The sequence below is a fragment of the Psychrobacter sp. NPDC078929 genome (assembly GCF_050267985.1).
GTDB lineage: Bacteria > Pseudomonadota > Gammaproteobacteria > Pseudomonadales > Moraxellaceae > Psychrobacter.
The window spans coordinates 57,230-73,069 of sequence record NZ_JBNNFX010000002.1 but is presented as its reverse complement, the minus strand read 5'-3'; the positions used below and the strand labels follow the sequence as shown (position 1 = coordinate 73,069).

The window sequence follows — 15,840 nt, the reverse complement described above, 5'->3', positions numbered from 1 at the left end:
ATTTGTACATGAGTGCTTCAGACGGTAGTAACTCGGCTCAGCAACAGTTTGCACCTTTAAAAAATGATAGATTGCTACGTGCATTACGTTTTGAGCCCATCGATACCACACCGGTATGGATGATGCGCCAAGCTGGTCGTTATTTGCCAGAATATAAAGCCACTCGTGCTGAAGCGGGTGACTTTATGAGTCTGTGCAAAGATACAGCCCGCGCTACTGAAGTGACTCTACAGCCATTGCGCCGCTATGACTTAGATGCCGCTATTTTGTTTAGTGATATTTTAACTATCCCTGATGCGATGGGATTGGGCTTGTATTTCGAAACAGGTGAAGGTCCTAAATTTAAGCATCCTATCCGTGAGCAGGCTGATCTTGATAGATTGCCAGTGCTTGAGCCAAACGACTCTCTAGATTATGTCATGCGTGCTGTAACCAGTATTCGTAAAGCATTGAATGGACAAGTTCCACTATTTGGTTTTTCTGGTAGTCCGTGGACGTTGGCTACTTATATGATAGAAGGCGGTAGCTCGAAGGATTATCGTTATACCAAAGGCTTTTTGTATAGTAACCCTGATTTTTTACATCAGTTACTAGACAAGCTGGCGACGTCAGTTATTGACTATTTAGATGCCCAAATCGTCGCTGGTGCTCAAATTGTACAGATATTTGATAGTTGGGGCGGGGCGTTAGGCCATCGTCAATTTATCGAATTTTCACACATTTACAATAAGCGTATTGTCGCTGAACTAAAAGAACGTCATCCACAAGTACCTGTAGTGCTATTCACTAAAGGTGGTGGGTTATGGCTTGATATTCAGGCTGACAGCGAAGCGGACGTGTTAGGTTTAGATTGGACGATGCCGATTGATCGTGCGCGTCAAGTGTTGACTGAAAGTCAGCGTCAGTTGACCAAGAAGCATAAAAAATTGCAAAGCAGCAAAGCTATCCAAGGTAACTTAGATCCAGCGACGTTATATGGCTCGCCTGCAACTATCCGTTCTGAAGTGAACGCCATGCTTGACCGTGCTTACGCTGACGGTGAAAAGACTGGTTACATAGCAAACTTAGGTCATGGTATCACCCAGTGGGTTAACCCTGACAATGCCAAAGTGTTTGTGGATGCAGTACACGACTATAAAATTTAAGAGTCAGAATATTTAGAGAGTGATTCTGTATTTGTTCGCATTTGCGGAACTGTATAATTTATGGAACTGAATGAGTTATAAGCAAATATAGAATCTATCAGTGCATATTTAGTATTTACCAAGAAAAGGGTGTTTTATGATTTCAGCAGCGATCGTCGGTGGCACAGGCTATACGGGTATTGAGCTCATTCGCTTATTATCTGCTCATCCTGAGGTTTCTATTGATTTATTAACTTCTCGTAGCGAAGCTGGCACTCGTGCTGATGAAATCTTCCCAAGCTTACGCGGTGTGTCTGACATCGTTTTTAGCGACTTGGGTGATAATACGCTTGCTGCATTGCAAAAATGTGATGTTGTGTTTTTTGCGACGCCACATGGCGTAGCAATGAAGCAAGCTGAAGCGCTTACTCAAGCTGGCGTCAAGGTTATCGATTTGGCTGCTGATTTTCGTTTGCAGTCACTGACTGACTTTGAGCATTGGTACAAGCAGTCACATGCTTGCCCTGAATTGTTGAAAACAGCAGTCTACGGCTTACCAGAAATCAATCGTGACAAGCTTGCGAATGCGTTACTAGTAGGCAACCCAGGCTGTTATCCAACCACTGCGATTTTGGGTCTAAAACCAATTATCGAAGCTCAGAATAAGCAAGCAGAGCGTTTGATCGAGTCTCGTATTGTAATTGACGCAAAATCTGGTGTATCTGGCGCAGGTCGTCAAGCATCACTTGCACTCAATTATGCTGAGACAACAGATAGTTTTAAGGCTTATAGCGTCGAAGGTCATCGTCATTTACCAGAGATTGAGCAGGGTGTCGCACAGTTATTAGACAGTCAATTTACGCACCGTATTCGCTTTTTGCCGCATTTAGTACCGATGATTCGTGGCATGCTCAGCTCTATTCATATGGAACTGACCGATGCTGGTGCGGCTATCGATTGGCAGCAAGCGTTTGACAATAGCTATGCGTCAGAGTTGTTTGTTGATGTCATGCCAAAGGGGCTTTATCCCGATACGCGCAGTGTTCGCGCTAGTAACCGTTTACGTATTGCCGTACATCAGGACAATGAGCGCGCTGAGCTAACAGTTATCGTTGTTCAAGATAACTTAGTCAAAGGTGCTGCTGGGCAGGCTGTTCAAAACATGAACGTGATGTTTGGTTTTGACGAGTCAATGGGGCTAAACTTTGCACCGATTGTTCCTTAATATCAACGACTTCATATTCCAATCATTCACATTTGCGGTGCTAGGTATTGATTATAAATTCGGCTATAATGACTTGCCCTTACCCTTAAGAGATACTGTCTAAATGCGTTCTCAGCTCGTACTACGCTTTTGCTCACAGCCAGCACGTCTATCGTGCAAAGACTTGGTTATAGATAGCTTGGAGCGCAAACAGCATTCCTTTAGAAATAATAATGTCCCTATAAGTGGTATTGCTAGCTCACAACGCGGCGCTTCTACATTGGTATTGGCACTGTTTGTAGTGGCTGTATTAGTGACAGCGGTGGTTGGGCTGGTATTCGGTCATAAGCTTGGTTACCAACGTGGCCTTCATTCGATGGAAACAGAAGCCAAGCAAGCAATCATCGATAGCACTGAAGCGACACAAGCATTAGAAGACTTGCGCCTTAGCAATAAGATAGCCACTAACCAAGCGGCAACTGCCAAACAAGAACTGGCCATCAGTTTGGCTAATTTAAAAGAACTGCGTGAAAGCCAGCAAGAATTAACAGTAGAAAATAAGCAAGTATCACAGCTCAACGAGCTATATTCAGATGTCATCCGTGAGAAAGGTGGTATGCCTTTACAGGTATTAGGTGCCAAAATTTCGCCACTACCTGAAAATGCTTTTGAGTATGGTTTTGATATTGGGATGCTCGGTAGCGATGGTCAAGCCAAACGCTTGAGGCCTGTATTGACGCTACTTAACAATGACGATCTTGTAGAAGTACCTCTTGACCCTGCATACCATATGATCGAAGGTATCGTTCGGATACGTGGTCGCTTTGTAATGCCATCAGGCTTTAGACCATTGCAAGCCAAACTGACTTTGCAAGCTGGTGGTCAGAAAGTAGAGCAATTGTATGACTGGAAGCTCGGTGATAGTGTGGATAACATGCTACCATCGCTCCTAGATTTACCAGAAGTTGATGAAAGTCCTATCGTACCTTGATTACCTCATGTCTTAATGAAATACTCAGTGACGATGCTGTGGTTGAAATCAAAGCACAATAGCCCTAGTTAGTAGTTGTGCTTTATACCATGCCTTATCGCCTGCCTTAACAACCTCTTCTATCTTAAACTTACCTTATAATTATATTTTGATTATGATGAAAAAAATGATATCACAAGCCACGCCAACGGTTGCTGATTGGCACTTTCCCAATATGCCTGCTCATCGTGCACAAGACGGTGATACCGATGGTGAAACGTCACCGCAAGCAGATGTATTGGTCGCAGAGCCTGAAGTAGCCAAACCGCCTATGTATGCGGTTGTTATGTATAATGACAACTACACGCCGATGGAGTTTGTTGTATATATATTGCAGTCAGAATTTCGTCATAGTATGGATTCTGCAGTCGAGATTATGCTGACTATTCATAATAGCAGCAAAGGCATTGCTGGCATTTATCCTAAAGATATCGCCGAGACTAAGGCCAAAAAAGTAAATAGTTTGGCACATCGTGAAGGCTATCCCTTATTAACCCAAATCGAGCCGCATCAAGGCGAGTAGAGCAATTTATTAATTTCTTATACTGATATATGGCTCTATTATAGCTGTACCTACTGTTCTTTATTTCTAAGCAATCCATATCAAAGCTCACCTTTATAGTGAGCTTTTTCGACTTTTCAGTCATTCCCCTTATATACAAGTAGAATCTTTTAAAATAGATTTATTATCCATAGAGTCTTGATTTCTATAGCGAATAACCCTATCTATTAAACAGCCTACTCAATAGTCTTAGACTAAGTATCTCAGTTAAACTTGCTAAAACTCTGTCATTTCTAGCTTCTAAAATATCAATCTCTCTTTCTATCTAATCAGTTTTTCAACATTTAATATTCGTTATTAGAGTTGTCGCTACTAGCTTGTAGCACGCTTTGATACATTTTAGTCTGTGTTAATAGATTGACTCCGTTGAAGTATCGTGTTGATATAAAGAAAAGCGGCCATGGATAGTTATGATTACTGTTGGCTGATAGCGAGATTATAGTATTTAATCAATAGTCTACCGCTCACCTCATTTATTCATGACTTCTAATAATACGAATATAGCCCTTGAACAATTCATCTACCGCCCTGATTTACTTACTAACTCATTCATAAAACTATCAATTATAAAGATAGATATAACCGTAGGAAGTTGTTATGTTAAGTCGTCATCTTGAAGTTTCTCTACGTTTAGCAATGACGCTTGCGCGCCAAAAATCGCATGAGTATCTCACTGTTGAACACTTGCTTTTGGCCTTATTAGAAAACACTCATGCTGCCAATACGTTGACTGCTTGTAATGCTAATGTCTCGGCGTTGCGTACTGAGCTTGAGGTTTATATTAATAAACACACGCCAACTATCGATGCTGATACAGAACAGTCACCGCAGCCGACTCAAAGCTTTGATCGTATCTTGCAGCGTGCTATTTTTCACGTGCAATCGATCGGTGGTGGTCGTTTGGTAGAAGGCTCTGATATTTTGGTCTCTATGTTTTCAGAGCATGATACCTATGCTGTCTACCTGCTTAAAAAACAAGGCATCAGTCGCCTTGAGCTAACCCAGTATTTGTCACATGGTCAAGATAAAGAAGAGCCGTCTGAATCACGTGGTTCTGCAGGCACTGAGCGTCGTAGTGCCTCTGAAAAGACCAGTAAAGATCCCTTAGTTGAATTTGCAACCAATCTAAACCAGCGAGCTGCTGAAGGTAAAACGGATCCTTTGATTGGGCGTGCTTCTGAAATTGAACGTGCTGCCCAAGTACTATGCCGTCGTCGTAAAAATAACCCATTGCTAGTAGGTGAGCCTGGTGTAGGTAAAACCTCTATCGCTGAAGGTTTAGCATGGTTAATTATTAACGACAAAGCGCCGAAGCCACTTAACGGTTGCGTGATTTATAGCCTTGATATTGGCTCACTAATTGCGGGAACTAAGTATCGCGGTGACTTTGAAAAACGCATGAAGTCGTTGCTTGATGCACTAAAGAAAAAACCAAATGCTATTCTTTTTATTGATGAAATTCATATGATTATTGGTGCTGGTTCATCTATGAGTAGCAATATGGATGTATCGAACCTTATCAAGCCAGCGCTTGCTAACGGTGAGCTACGTTGTATAGGTTCAACAACCTTTACTGAATATCGCCAAGTATTTGAAAAAGATCATGCATTGTCGCGTCGTTTCCAAAAAATCGATGTCAAAGAACCCAGTGTGGATGACACCATCGATATCCTGCGTGGCCTAAAACCTCGTTATGAAGAATTCCATAATGTTGAGTATACGGATGAAGCGTTGGTCACAGCGGTACAGTTATCAGCCAAACATATTCATGAGCGTTTTTTACCTGACAAAGCTATTGACGTAATTGACGAAGCAGGTGCGTATAAGCGCTTAGGTGTGGTGCCTGATGTCGATGATATCGAAGCGGAAGAAAGTTTCATTGCTGATTTAGAGCAAGATTTTGATGCGCAGATTGATGCTGATATCGAAGGTATCGATAGTGATACAGATAATGAAATGCAGGATGAAGCAGCGACTGCGAAAGCAAGCGATAGTGCTAAGTCAGCAGATGGTGTGAAATTATCAAAAGGTCAAAAGCCACCGATGAAAATCGATGTTGCTGATATCGAAGCTATTATTGCCAAATTGGCACGTATTCCACCCAAATCTGTATCGAGTGATGACAAGAGCATCCTTGAGCATTTAGATCGAGATCTTAAGCACTTGGTGTTTGGTCAAGATGAGGCGATTGCTACGTTGGCTGATGCTATCAAGCTATCACGTGCAGGACTAAAAGCACCTGATAAGCCAATTGGTTCGTTTATGTTTGCAGGTCCAACTGGTGTGGGTAAAACAGAAGTATCGCGTCAGCTAGCGAACCTGTTAGGTGTAGAATTGGTACGCTTTGATATGTCAGAGTATATGGAAGCGCATACGGCATCACGCTTGATTGGTGCACCTCCAGGTTATGTTGGCTATGATCAAGGTGGCTTACTTACTGAAAAAATCAATCAGCATCCACATTGTGTGTTGTTGCTTGATGAGATTGAAAAGGCGCATCCGGATGTCTTTAACTTGTTACTACAAGTCATGGATCATGGGACGTTGACCGATAATAATGGTCGTGTGGCCATTTTTAAGCAAGTCATCGTTATTATGACAACAAACGTTGGTGCTGATAGTATCAGTCGCTCGTCAATGGGCTTTACTCAACAAGACCATAGCCGTGATAACACAGAGTCGCTGAAACGTGTCTTTACGCCAGAGTTCCGTAATCGCCTAGACGCCATTATTCAGTTCAATCCTCTAGATACGTCAGTTGTTGTATCAGTTGTCGATAAGTTCTTGGTTGAATTGCAAGTGCAGCTTGATGATAAGCAAGTGACATTAGAGATTGATGATGATGTACGTGACTACTTGGCGGATAAAGGCTATGACCGTCTAATGGGTGCACGTCCGATGCAGCGTCTGATTCAAGATGAAATCAAAAAACCATTGGCAAGTATGATTTTGTTTGGGGATTTGGTCAATGGCGGTGTCGTACACCTGACCTTAGAGCCTAAAGTCGATGATTCTCAAGAGAGTGATACGATGAAGCTTGATAAGGTATCAGACAAAGGCTCAGCTGATAGTCGTATTATTCTAACAGTCGTTGAAACTCATGAACCGCATCCTGATTCTGAGTCTCTAGCCAGCTAAGTTTTTTGATATTGACATCATAAAAACGGCTACCGTATTACTGCGGTAGCCGTTTTTTTATTGCTATAATTCATCAACAAAGCACACACCGTTTTTTGTTAGTATGATTATTTACAGTAAATCAGCTTTAACGAACCTATTGAATTTATAACAAGATAACAAGTATAAAAAGGACACACTATGGAACTGTTTGATGAACCGAAAACCAAGACTCCAGAACAAAAGCAAGCGATTTTAGACAATGTCCGTTTACCAGAAGATTGGAAAACGGCATTAGCAGATGAATTAACGTCTGAGAATATGGACAATCTACGCGCGTTTTTAAAAGAAGCCTACCAGTCCGATGATAGTATCTATCCGCCTGCACCATTGATGTTCAATGCGCTTAACCTCACGCCTTTGTCACAAGTCAAAGTGGTAATCTTGGGCCAAGATCCTTATCATCGTCCAGGTCAGGCTATGGGGTTATCATTTTCTGTTCCTAAAGCCATTCCAAAGCCACCATCATTGAATAATTTGCTTAAAGAAATGGCAGATGACATTGGCATTCGCCCTTCAGCGCATGGCGATTTGACATACTGGGCGCAGCAAGGCGTTCTACTGCTTAATAGCTCACTAACTGTGCGAGAAGGCGAGCCAAACAGTCATCAGAATAAAGGCTGGGAGCAGTTTACTGACGCTGTCATCGATGCAGTCAATGAACAGACAAAGCATACCGTGTTTATTTTGTGGGGTAGTAAAGCCCAGAAGAAAGGCAAGTATATCGATACCGATAAGCATTTGATCCTGACAGCGGTACATCCATCACCACTGGCGGCAAACCGTGGCGGCTTCTTTGGCACTAAACCTTTTTCTAAAACAAATGATTACTTGGTGCAGTATGGCCAAACTCCAATTGACTGGCAATTACCACAATAAATGCAAAATATACAGAATATAAGCTTAATGCCGTATCAACCTTTAAATATGCAGGCCAGCACTTTTTGGTTAGCTGAAGATATTAAATGGATGCAACAAGCAATCGAACTTGCTAGACAAGGTGCTGAGCGAGGAGAGGTGCCGGTAGGTGCGGTATTGGTACATGAGCAGCAAATTATTGGCCAAGGGTTTAATCAACCAATTAGTAGTCATGATGCTACTGCTCATGCAGAGATAGTTGCATTGAGAGATGCTTGTACGCGTTTAGAAAATTATCGACTGCCGCTACAGACTACTTTATATGTCACTCTGGAGCCGTGTACAATGTGTATTGGTGCATTAATTCATGCGCGTGTAAACAAGCTGGTGTACGCAGCGAGTGAACCGCGTGCTGGGATGGTTGGTAGTCAAATGGACTTATCATTACAACCTTTCTATAATCACAGTATTCAAGCCTATAGTGGATTATGCAGCGAGCATAGTAGTCAAATACTTAAGACATTTTTTCGTGAGCGTAGGCAAGCGGCGAAAAAGAATAAGGCCACTATGTAAACTCAAAATACTAATAAACAAGATATCAGTCTTGGTGCTAGTGGTCACGATGATTTTTTGCTATAATATTGCCCTATTTGATAGCACCCATTTCAATGGGCTATTAAAGACTTAACATACGAATAAATATTGTTTTATTAATGACATACGATAAGCGATATAAGTAACGCATATTATTGAGTAAGTATTATGACTAGTTCTACACCTGATAATGTTTTACTCAATACAGAGGATAGCCATACCTCATCAGTGCGCTACCCTGTTATTTGTATCGATGGTCCCAGTGGCGCTGGTAAAGGTACGGTCACATGGCGTCTAGCACAAGTGTTAGGCTATCAGTTGTTAGACTCTGGTGCGCTTTATAGAATTGTTGGGCTAAAAGCCTTTGAAGCGGGTTTAATCAGCGCAGATACTAGCCAACCAATTGATGAAAATGCTGTATTAGCATTGACTGAAAGCTTAGAGATAGCGTTTGTACCAAACAATGACTCAGGACGTGTAGATATCATTGTTAATGGACAAGCAGTAGGTGAGCAAGTACGCAATGAAACGGTCGGAGGCTATGCATCACAGATAGCTGTCTTTCCACAAGTTCGTCAAGCATTGCTCAAGCTACAACAAGATATGGCCACTCGTTCAGGTTTGGTTGCTGATGGTCGCGATATGGGTACGGTTGTTTTCCCAGATGCTGATGTTAAGGTGTTTTTGACGGCCAGTGCTGAAGCACGTGCAGAGCGCCGTGTGATTCAGTTATTGAATGCTGGTCAAACAGCAGATTTTGAGGCGATTTTAGCGACGATAAAAGAGCGTGATGATCGTGATGAAAATCGCAGTACAGCGCCATCGAAGCCTGCGGCAGATGCATTATTACTTGATAGCTCAGCGCTTAATGCTGATGCAGTATATGAGCAGGTTAAGAAGCATTGCCAAGATAAAGGTGTTTTTTTCACTAGCTAGTCATTTAATAGCTAGTAAAAACAACATATTAAGTACTAAAAAGTTTCCTATTAATCATTGTTTTAGTATAAAATAATACGGTTAAGTTAAATTTTATTGAAGCCATAAGAAAAACTTAGTTTATTCAAGATATTGCATTCGATATAAGACAGTTGTTGTTAGTCAGTTTTAATTATAATGAGCTCGCTATCAACAAACGTTTTTTTATATGATTGTATGGGATATAAAACCAGTATTTCGTTCTATACAATCATAAATTTGATCCGTACTGTGCTGGACAGGATACGGCTATACAAAGGTAGACATAATGGAATCATTTGCTGAACTATTTGAAGCGAGCATTGAAGAGCAGGGCCTAGATATCGAGCGTGGCTCGGTTATTACAGGTGCTGTTGTGGCCATCGATAGCGATTGGATCACAGTAGATACTGGTCTTAAATCTGAAGGTATCGTCGCTCGTGAAGAGTTTTTAAGCGAAGAAGGCGAACTTGAAGTTGAAGTTGGCGATAGCGTTGATGTCGTAGTTGAAGCGGTTGATAACGGCATGGGTCAAACCTTGCTGTCACGTGAGAAAGCTAAACGTGTTGAAACTTGGAACTTCCTTGAAAAAATCGCTGATAACGATGAAATCGTTAAAGGTATCATTTCAAGCAAAGTTAAAGGCGGTTTCACTGTAGATATCGGTTCAGTACGCGCGTTCTTACCAGGTTCATTGGTAGATGTACGTCCTATCCGTGATACAACGCATCTTGAAGGCAAAGAGCTAGAATTCAAAGTCATCAAACTTGACCAGAAACGCAACAACGTTGTTGTTAGCCGTCGTGCAGTTATGGAAGCTGAAAACTCAGCTGAGCGCGAAGAGCTATTGAACAAGCTTGAAGAAGGCATCGAGATCGAAGGTATCGTTAAGAACCTTACTGATTACGGCGCGTTCGTTGATCTAGGTGGTATCGATGGTCTATTGCACATCACTGACATGGCATGGCGCCGTATCAAGCACCCATCTGAAGTTGTTGAAGTTGGCCAAGACCTAAAAGTTAAAGTATTGAAGTTTGACCGTGAACGCAACCGCGTTAGCCTAGGTTTAAAACAACTTGGTACTGATCCTTGGGATAACGTTGGCGGCACTTACCCAGTAGGTAGTGTTGTAAAAGCTCGCGTAACTAACTTGACTGACTATGGTTGTTTCGCTGAGATTTCTGAAGGTATTGAAGGTCTAGTACACGTATCAGAAATGGATCATACCAACAAAAACATCCACCCATCTAAAGTTGTTCAAGTGGGCGATGAAGTTGAAGTAATGATTCTTGATATCGATGAAGAACGTCGTCGTATCAGCCTAGGTATCAAACAAACTCTAGCTAACCCATGGGATGAGTTTGATAAGAAACATGAGCGCGGTGATAAAATCACTGGTACTATCAAATCAATCACTGACTTCGGTATCTTTATCGGTCTAGACGGTGGTATTGATGGTCTTGTTCATCTATCTGATATCTCTTGGAACGAAACTGGCGAAGATGCTATCCGTAACTACAACAAAGGCGACACCGTTGAAGCAATGGTATTGTCTGTAGATGCAGAAGCTAACCGTATCAGCCTAGGCGTGAAGCAGTTAAGCTCTGATCCATTCAACGAATACCTAGTCAACAATGACCGTGGTGCTATCGTTAATGGTAAAGTAAAAGAAGTAGACGCTAAAGGCGCTACTATCGAACTTGCTGACGAAGTTGAAGCTTATCTACGTGCTTCTGAAATCCAACGTGACCGCGTTGAAGATGCAACTAAGCATCTGACTGTTGGCGATGACGTTGAAGCGAAAATCATCAGTGTTGATCGTAAAACACGCAATATCAACTTGTCTATCAAAGCGAAAGACGAAGCTGAAGAGCGTCAAGCGATTAAAGATCTTGGTAGCACGAACACTACTGCTGCTCCAGGTTCTGATGCACAGCCAAAAACGATTGGTGATTTGATCAAAGAGCAAATGCAGTAAGCTGCAAACTATTGATATAAAAGTAATATAAAAAAAGCGACTTCGGTCGCTTTTTTTTATGATTAGATTTTATTAACACAGTTAGTAATAGAGGTTTTTAGCCAAATGGGCAAACTCTTATTCCCATTTACGCTAATATCCGCTATCATTTGCACCATTGAGTAACGAGATGATAGTTATAAGCTTTTTATAGTCATAATGTGATTCTGAATGTTAATTTTCAAAGATTCAGTATATATAGTTTAATTATACAACGCAATTACGTACTATAGAGCGTTGACTTATCATCAGCTTATCCATCAATCAACAAGGCAAGCGTAATAATGCAGCAAGCGATTAACAAATCCGAATTTATTAGTAATTTGAGTGCAAACTGTGACAACATGGCAGACACCGTGGTTGATGACGCAGTGCGTGAAATCTTAAACTTGATGACCCATACTTTAGCCAATGATGGCCGAGTCGAAGTTCGCGGATTCGGTAGTTTTTGTCTACATCATCGCCGTGCCCGTATGGGACGTAATCCTAAGACAGGTGAAAGCGTACCTGTACCGGCTAAAGCGATTCCACATTTTAAGCCAGGTAAGGCTTTACGCGAAGCAGTAAACGATACGGTAGCAAACGGTTAATTAAACCAGCACTGGCTATCTAACCGTCAAAATTTATCATTCCAAACAGAGGTAACTGTCTCATGCGCTTTCTACTATTTGTATTGCTATTCTTGAGCTTTGCCTATTCACTTGGTTTGGTATTGGCAAATAATACTGAGGTCGGAGTCAACCTACTGTTTTCACAAGCACCTACGATGAATCTAGGGTTGCTACTTATTTTGTGTTTGATGCTAGGTATTGTTATTGGTATTTTACTGGCATTACTTATCTTTCGTGTGCTACAGAATAAGTGGGAAATCTCACGTCTGCAAAAAGCAAACGCAAACCTGCAAGAGCAATTGGCTCAAGCCAACACAGTTATCGATCGTCAAGCAAGCGCGCCAACAGTAGATGAAGCTGTTTATGGTGCTTCTGCTGCCAATGTGCAAAACAGTGACGCAACTAGCCTAACTGAAGGCTCTACTCTGTCCAAGCGTAGACGAGATTAAGTCGTTAAGTGATTTTTTATGTGATCTGCTAGGTGATAGCTTAACGATCGCAGTACTGACCTCAAATACAATACTTTGATAACTTCAAAATATATGGTAAAACCATGAATAATGTAATTAACTCTCCAGTTGTCGTCGCTCTAGACAATATGACGGTAGAGGCGTCTCTAGCGCTAGCTGACCAGTTAGATCCATCCCAATGTCGATTAAAAGTCGGTAAAGAGCTGTTTACCCGTTGTGGTCCTGATATCATCAAGGCACTGCATCAACGTGATTTTGAAGTGTTCTTAGACTTAAAATTCCATGACATTCCTAATACTACTGCCCAAGCAGTATTGGCTGCCGCTGAGCTTGGTGTCTGGATGGTGAATGTCCATGCTAGCGCAGGTCTAGAAGCCATGTCGTTGGCAAAACAGCGCTTGCTAGATAGAGATCTTGATACCTTACTTATCGCAGTCACCGTACTGACTTCTATGGATAATGAAGCGTTGATGCAAACAGGAATCACTGATAGCTTAGATACCCAAGTGAGACGACTAGCACAACTGACTAAGCAAGCTGGACTTGATGGGGTGGTGTGCTCGGCTCAAGAAGCAAAGGCACTCAAAGCATTATGTGGTCAGGATTTTAAACTGGTGACGCCTGGTATTCGCTTAGCTGAAGACAATGCAGATGATCAAAAACGTATCTGTACACCAAGTCAGGCGCTAATAGACGGTTCTGATTATTTAGTCATTGGCCGTTCGATCACTCAAGCTTTAGATCCTGCTGCTAAACTACAGACAATACTTCAAAGTATTTAAGTTTGAATAAATGTTAAGAAAAAAGACAGCCTAAATGGCTGTCTTTTTACTTTTTGATGGTATAGAAAAAGCTGCTACACTACTTAAATTTATTCTTACAACCGTTCTAAAATATAATAACTATATTAAAAACGCTCATTTAGCTAAATATCAGTAGTACTGCTATGAGCGTTTATCGCTAATTAGATTTTTAATAATAACGCCACTAAATGATGTTGAATAATATGAAATTACAGATATTGAGTGACTTACATATTGATAGTTATGCACGTCAATCGCACCCCGTTGGACATATTCCTAAAACTGATGCAGATTTAGTATTAGTAGCAGGAGATACTGCTAACAGCGACAAAGGTATGCCGTGGTTGCAAGAACAAGCGGCGCGCTTAGAAGTTCCTCTGATTACTATCGCTGGTAATCATGAATACTTTGATGAAGACGTATTGAGCTTTGACTATAAATTGGCAACTTGGGATAACTATGATACTGCGTCTAAAAAAGGGGTTCGCGTCTTACAATGTCAGCATATCGATATCGGTGATATACGCCTTTTAGGTTGTACCCTTTGGACAGACTATCAGTATCATGCTAACGAAGACACCATGGCCGCTGCTCGTCATTTTATGCGTGACTACAAGCAGATTTACGCAGGCAACGAACTGTTTTCACCTGAAGTATCTATGCAGATTCATGCTGAGCATCGTCAGTGGCTACAGCAAGCTTTGATCGAATCTCATAAACTTGGTAAAAAAACAGTAGTCATGAGTCATCACAGCGTCAGTGCGTTATCGGTGTCTGAAAAATATGCCAATCTACCAAGTAATGCGGCTTTTGTCAGTGACTTATCGGGATGGATGCATGAGGATTGGGCACCGATGCTATGGGTACATGGACATACTCATGAAGCATTTGATTATAAAATTGGTAATACGCGAGTGATTGTCAATCCACGAGCTTATCCAAACGAGGTTAGCAGTACGGCATTAGAGTTTGCATGGGACAAAGTCATTGATATTGGCTAGGACCGTGTGTAAATATTTGGCAAATCTCCATTTATTCTAGGTATAGACTCTTTTGAATAACGCATTTTTCGAAAGAGTACATAGTATTTATAAGATATATTGCAACTAGATTTGTCTGTGGTTCATTCCTGATAAGAAATCTGCTAGGCTTGCTATCATGAGTAAATATCTAAATAACACCCTGTCCAAAATATCTGCTGACAAGCTTGCGAGTCACACCCCAAGCGCGCCTGCACCTTCGCACCTACCAGATAGTATGATTTCCTCCGTTAGCCTATTGCCTGAAAATAAGCGGCTGATACTATTTACTAGGCACTCTTTACGCGAGCGTTCTGATGGTAATGGCTTTGCTAGCTATCAGCTACCGTTGACTCCTAAAGGCCGTATACTGGCAAAGTCTTGGGGTCGTTGGTTATCAGGTCATCTACCATATTCGCTCGACGTCGATAGTATTTCTAGCCCGATTGGGCGTTGTATCGATACCGCGCAGCTGATGCAAGAGGGGGCAGGACTACGGCGTGACATTACGCATCAATCATTGTTGGTTGAGCCTGGCAGTCTCGTCACTGAGCCTGAAATAGCCAATCCTGTGTTCAAAGAAATTGGCGTCCTGAACTTTATTAATCGTTTTTTGCAAGGCAATCTCGAAGGGACTAAAAACACCTATCAAGGCGGTTTGGATATTCTGTCGCTTTTTTATCAGAATCAGCCGCAGCATGGCCATCTGATGCTCGCTGTGAGTCATGACACGTTGCTATCTGCGTTCTTGGCCGTCATGTTCGATGTGGTAGAGATTGATTGGAATGATTGGCCAAAGATGATGGAAGGCGTGTTCTTATGGTTCGATGATAAGCCATTTGATCAAGCGAGCGCGCATTTTATTTGGCGGGGTCAGGTATATACTCGGCCGATTAGTTCATTATTAGACGGTTACCGTGCAGCTGGCTATCATCCTAGCAAGTTGCTATTGCCGCCAGAAGTACAGTGGAATTGATGCTTTGTTCAAACATTGAATGAGTTGATAGAGCAACTATTCGTTGAATACGTTTTGAACAGGCATAAAAAAAACCTTGCCACGGTATTAGAACCAGTGACAAGGTTTTAGTCATTACGCTATAAAAACGAAATGCGGTCTAACCAATACAAATCTTAAGCTTGTAGGCCTTTGATTGTTTTGTTTAGGCGGCTCTTACGACGAGCAGCTTTATTCTTATGAATAATACCTTTGTCAGCCATACGATCAAGAACTGGTACCGCTTTTTTGTAAGCTTCGGTAGCCGCGTCATAATCTTTAGCTGCGATAGCCGCATCAACACGTTTTAAGTAAGTACGAACCATAGAGCGTTGTGACGCAGAGTTCTGACGACGTTTGGTGTTTTGACGGGCGCGTTTACGAGCTTGTGCAGTATTAGCCACGCGTATCTCCTTGATAAAG

At 41.8% G+C, this 15,840-nt stretch carries 15 protein-coding genes; 14 read left to right on the top strand and 1 reads right to left on the bottom strand.

The features are described from left to right. The first annotated feature begins 8 nt into the window (after positions 1 to 8). From hemE to ACQKCG_RS01495, 14 genes are all read left to right on the top strand, one after another. Positions 9 to 1,145 (top strand): uroporphyrinogen decarboxylase, encoded by a 1,137-nt coding sequence (hemE, locus tag ACQKCG_RS01560; RefSeq protein ID WP_102094428.1) that lies wholly within the window; start codon positions 9 to 11, stop codon positions 1,143 to 1,145. Positions 1,146 to 1,281: 136 nt separating this feature from the next. Next, the gene (gene argC / locus ACQKCG_RS01555; RefSeq protein ID WP_102094429.1) at positions 1,282 to 2,349 is read left to right on the top strand and encodes an N-acetyl-gamma-glutamyl-phosphate reductase; all 1,068 of its coding nucleotides are present in this window, start codon (positions 1,282 to 1,284) and stop codon (positions 2,347 to 2,349) included. 103 nt (positions 2,350 to 2,452) lie between these two features. Further along, positions 2,453 to 3,319 carry a hypothetical protein gene (locus ACQKCG_RS01550; protein ID WP_102094430.1) on the top strand — a complete coding sequence of 289 codons (867 nt, stop codon included), beginning with the start codon at positions 2,453 to 2,455 and terminating at the stop codon, positions 3,317 to 3,319. A 166-nt stretch (positions 3,320 to 3,485) separates the two neighbouring features. Next, the gene (locus tag ACQKCG_RS01545; protein ID WP_101206289.1) at positions 3,486 to 3,881 is read left to right on the top strand and encodes an ATP-dependent Clp protease adaptor ClpS; all 396 of its coding nucleotides are present in this window, start codon (positions 3,486 to 3,488) and stop codon (positions 3,879 to 3,881) included. 636 nt (positions 3,882 to 4,517) lie between these two features. Further along, positions 4,518 to 7,058, top strand: coding sequence for an AAA family ATPase (locus ACQKCG_RS01540; RefSeq protein WP_102094431.1), 2,541 nt, complete (start codon positions 4,518 to 4,520; stop codon positions 7,056 to 7,058). A gap of 180 nt (positions 7,059 to 7,238) precedes the next feature. Continuing rightward, on the top strand, positions 7,239 to 7,976 hold the full coding sequence (locus ACQKCG_RS01535) for a uracil-DNA glycosylase (RefSeq protein WP_102094432.1): 738 nt from the start codon (positions 7,239 to 7,241) through the stop codon (positions 7,974 to 7,976). A gap of 27 nt (positions 7,977 to 8,003) precedes the next feature. Beyond that, positions 8,004 to 8,528, top strand: coding sequence for a tRNA adenosine(34) deaminase TadA (gene tadA, locus ACQKCG_RS01530; protein ID WP_228153226.1), 525 nt, complete (start codon positions 8,004 to 8,006; stop codon positions 8,526 to 8,528). Between the two features lie 189 nt (positions 8,529 to 8,717). Continuing rightward, on the top strand, positions 8,718 to 9,485 hold the full coding sequence (cmk, locus tag ACQKCG_RS01525) for a (d)CMP kinase (RefSeq protein WP_102094434.1): 768 nt from the start codon (positions 8,718 to 8,720) through the stop codon (positions 9,483 to 9,485). A gap of 307 nt (positions 9,486 to 9,792) precedes the next feature. Continuing rightward, a complete protein-coding gene (gene rpsA / locus ACQKCG_RS01520) occupies positions 9,793 to 11,481 on the top strand; it encodes a 30S ribosomal protein S1 (RefSeq protein WP_057759193.1) in 1,689 nt (562 codons plus the stop codon). A gap of 323 nt (positions 11,482 to 11,804) precedes the next feature. Continuing rightward, on the top strand, positions 11,805 to 12,110 hold the full coding sequence (locus tag ACQKCG_RS01515; RefSeq protein WP_057759195.1) for an integration host factor subunit beta: 306 nt from the start codon (positions 11,805 to 11,807) through the stop codon (positions 12,108 to 12,110). A gap of 62 nt (positions 12,111 to 12,172) precedes the next feature. Next, positions 12,173 to 12,580, top strand: a complete 408-nt coding sequence (locus tag ACQKCG_RS01510) for a lipopolysaccharide assembly protein LapA domain-containing protein (RefSeq protein WP_102094435.1) — start codon at positions 12,173 to 12,175, stop codon at positions 12,578 to 12,580. Positions 12,581 to 12,684: 104 nt separating this feature from the next. Next, the gene (gene pyrF / locus ACQKCG_RS01505; protein ID WP_102094436.1) at positions 12,685 to 13,383 is read left to right on the top strand and encodes an orotidine-5'-phosphate decarboxylase; all 699 of its coding nucleotides are present in this window, start codon (positions 12,685 to 12,687) and stop codon (positions 13,381 to 13,383) included. A gap of 209 nt (positions 13,384 to 13,592) precedes the next feature. After that, positions 13,593 to 14,405, top strand: coding sequence for a metallophosphoesterase (locus ACQKCG_RS01500; RefSeq protein WP_102094437.1), 813 nt, complete (start codon positions 13,593 to 13,595; stop codon positions 14,403 to 14,405). Between the two features lie 157 nt (positions 14,406 to 14,562). After that, positions 14,563 to 15,399 (top strand): histidine phosphatase family protein, encoded by an 837-nt coding sequence (locus ACQKCG_RS01495; RefSeq protein WP_057759202.1) that lies wholly within the window; start codon positions 14,563 to 14,565, stop codon positions 15,397 to 15,399. 155 nt (positions 15,400 to 15,554) lie between these two features. Here ACQKCG_RS01495 and rpsT read toward each other — a convergent pair whose 3' ends face one another. Continuing rightward, on the bottom strand, positions 15,555 to 15,821 hold the full coding sequence (gene rpsT, locus ACQKCG_RS01490) for a 30S ribosomal protein S20 (protein WP_010200097.1): 267 nt from the start codon (positions 15,819 to 15,821) through the stop codon (positions 15,555 to 15,557). Positions 15,822 to 15,840 lie beyond the last annotated feature (19 nt).

Bases quoted from the DNA above. Each gene is read 5' to 3' on its own strand.
- hemE (WP_102094428.1), top strand. From the start codon at position 9: ATGAGTGCTTCAGACGGTAGTAACTCGGCTCAGCAACAGTTTGCACCT.
- argC (WP_102094429.1), top strand. From the start codon at position 1,282: ATGATTTCAGCAGCGATCGTCGGTGGCACAGGCTATACGGGTATTGAG.
- ACQKCG_RS01550 (WP_102094430.1), top strand. From the start codon at position 2,453: ATGCGTTCTCAGCTCGTACTACGCTTTTGCTCACAGCCAGCACGTCTA.
- ACQKCG_RS01545 (WP_101206289.1), top strand. From the start codon at position 3,486: ATGATATCACAAGCCACGCCAACGGTTGCTGATTGGCACTTTCCCAAT.
- ACQKCG_RS01540 (WP_102094431.1), top strand. From the start codon at position 4,518: ATGTTAAGTCGTCATCTTGAAGTTTCTCTACGTTTAGCAATGACGCTT.
- ACQKCG_RS01535 (WP_102094432.1), top strand. From the start codon at position 7,239: ATGGAACTGTTTGATGAACCGAAAACCAAGACTCCAGAACAAAAGCAA.
- tadA (WP_228153226.1), top strand. From the start codon at position 8,004: ATGCCGTATCAACCTTTAAATATGCAGGCCAGCACTTTTTGGTTAGCT.
- cmk (WP_102094434.1), top strand. From the start codon at position 8,718: ATGACTAGTTCTACACCTGATAATGTTTTACTCAATACAGAGGATAGC.
- rpsA (WP_057759193.1), top strand. From the start codon at position 9,793: ATGGAATCATTTGCTGAACTATTTGAAGCGAGCATTGAAGAGCAGGGC.
- ACQKCG_RS01515 (WP_057759195.1), top strand. From the start codon at position 11,805: ATGCAGCAAGCGATTAACAAATCCGAATTTATTAGTAATTTGAGTGCA.
- ACQKCG_RS01510 (WP_102094435.1), top strand. From the start codon at position 12,173: ATGCGCTTTCTACTATTTGTATTGCTATTCTTGAGCTTTGCCTATTCA.
- pyrF (WP_102094436.1), top strand. From the start codon at position 12,685: ATGAATAATGTAATTAACTCTCCAGTTGTCGTCGCTCTAGACAATATG.
- ACQKCG_RS01500 (WP_102094437.1), top strand. From the start codon at position 13,593: ATGATGTTGAATAATATGAAATTACAGATATTGAGTGACTTACATATT.
- ACQKCG_RS01495 (WP_057759202.1), top strand. From the start codon at position 14,563: ATGAGTAAATATCTAAATAACACCCTGTCCAAAATATCTGCTGACAAG.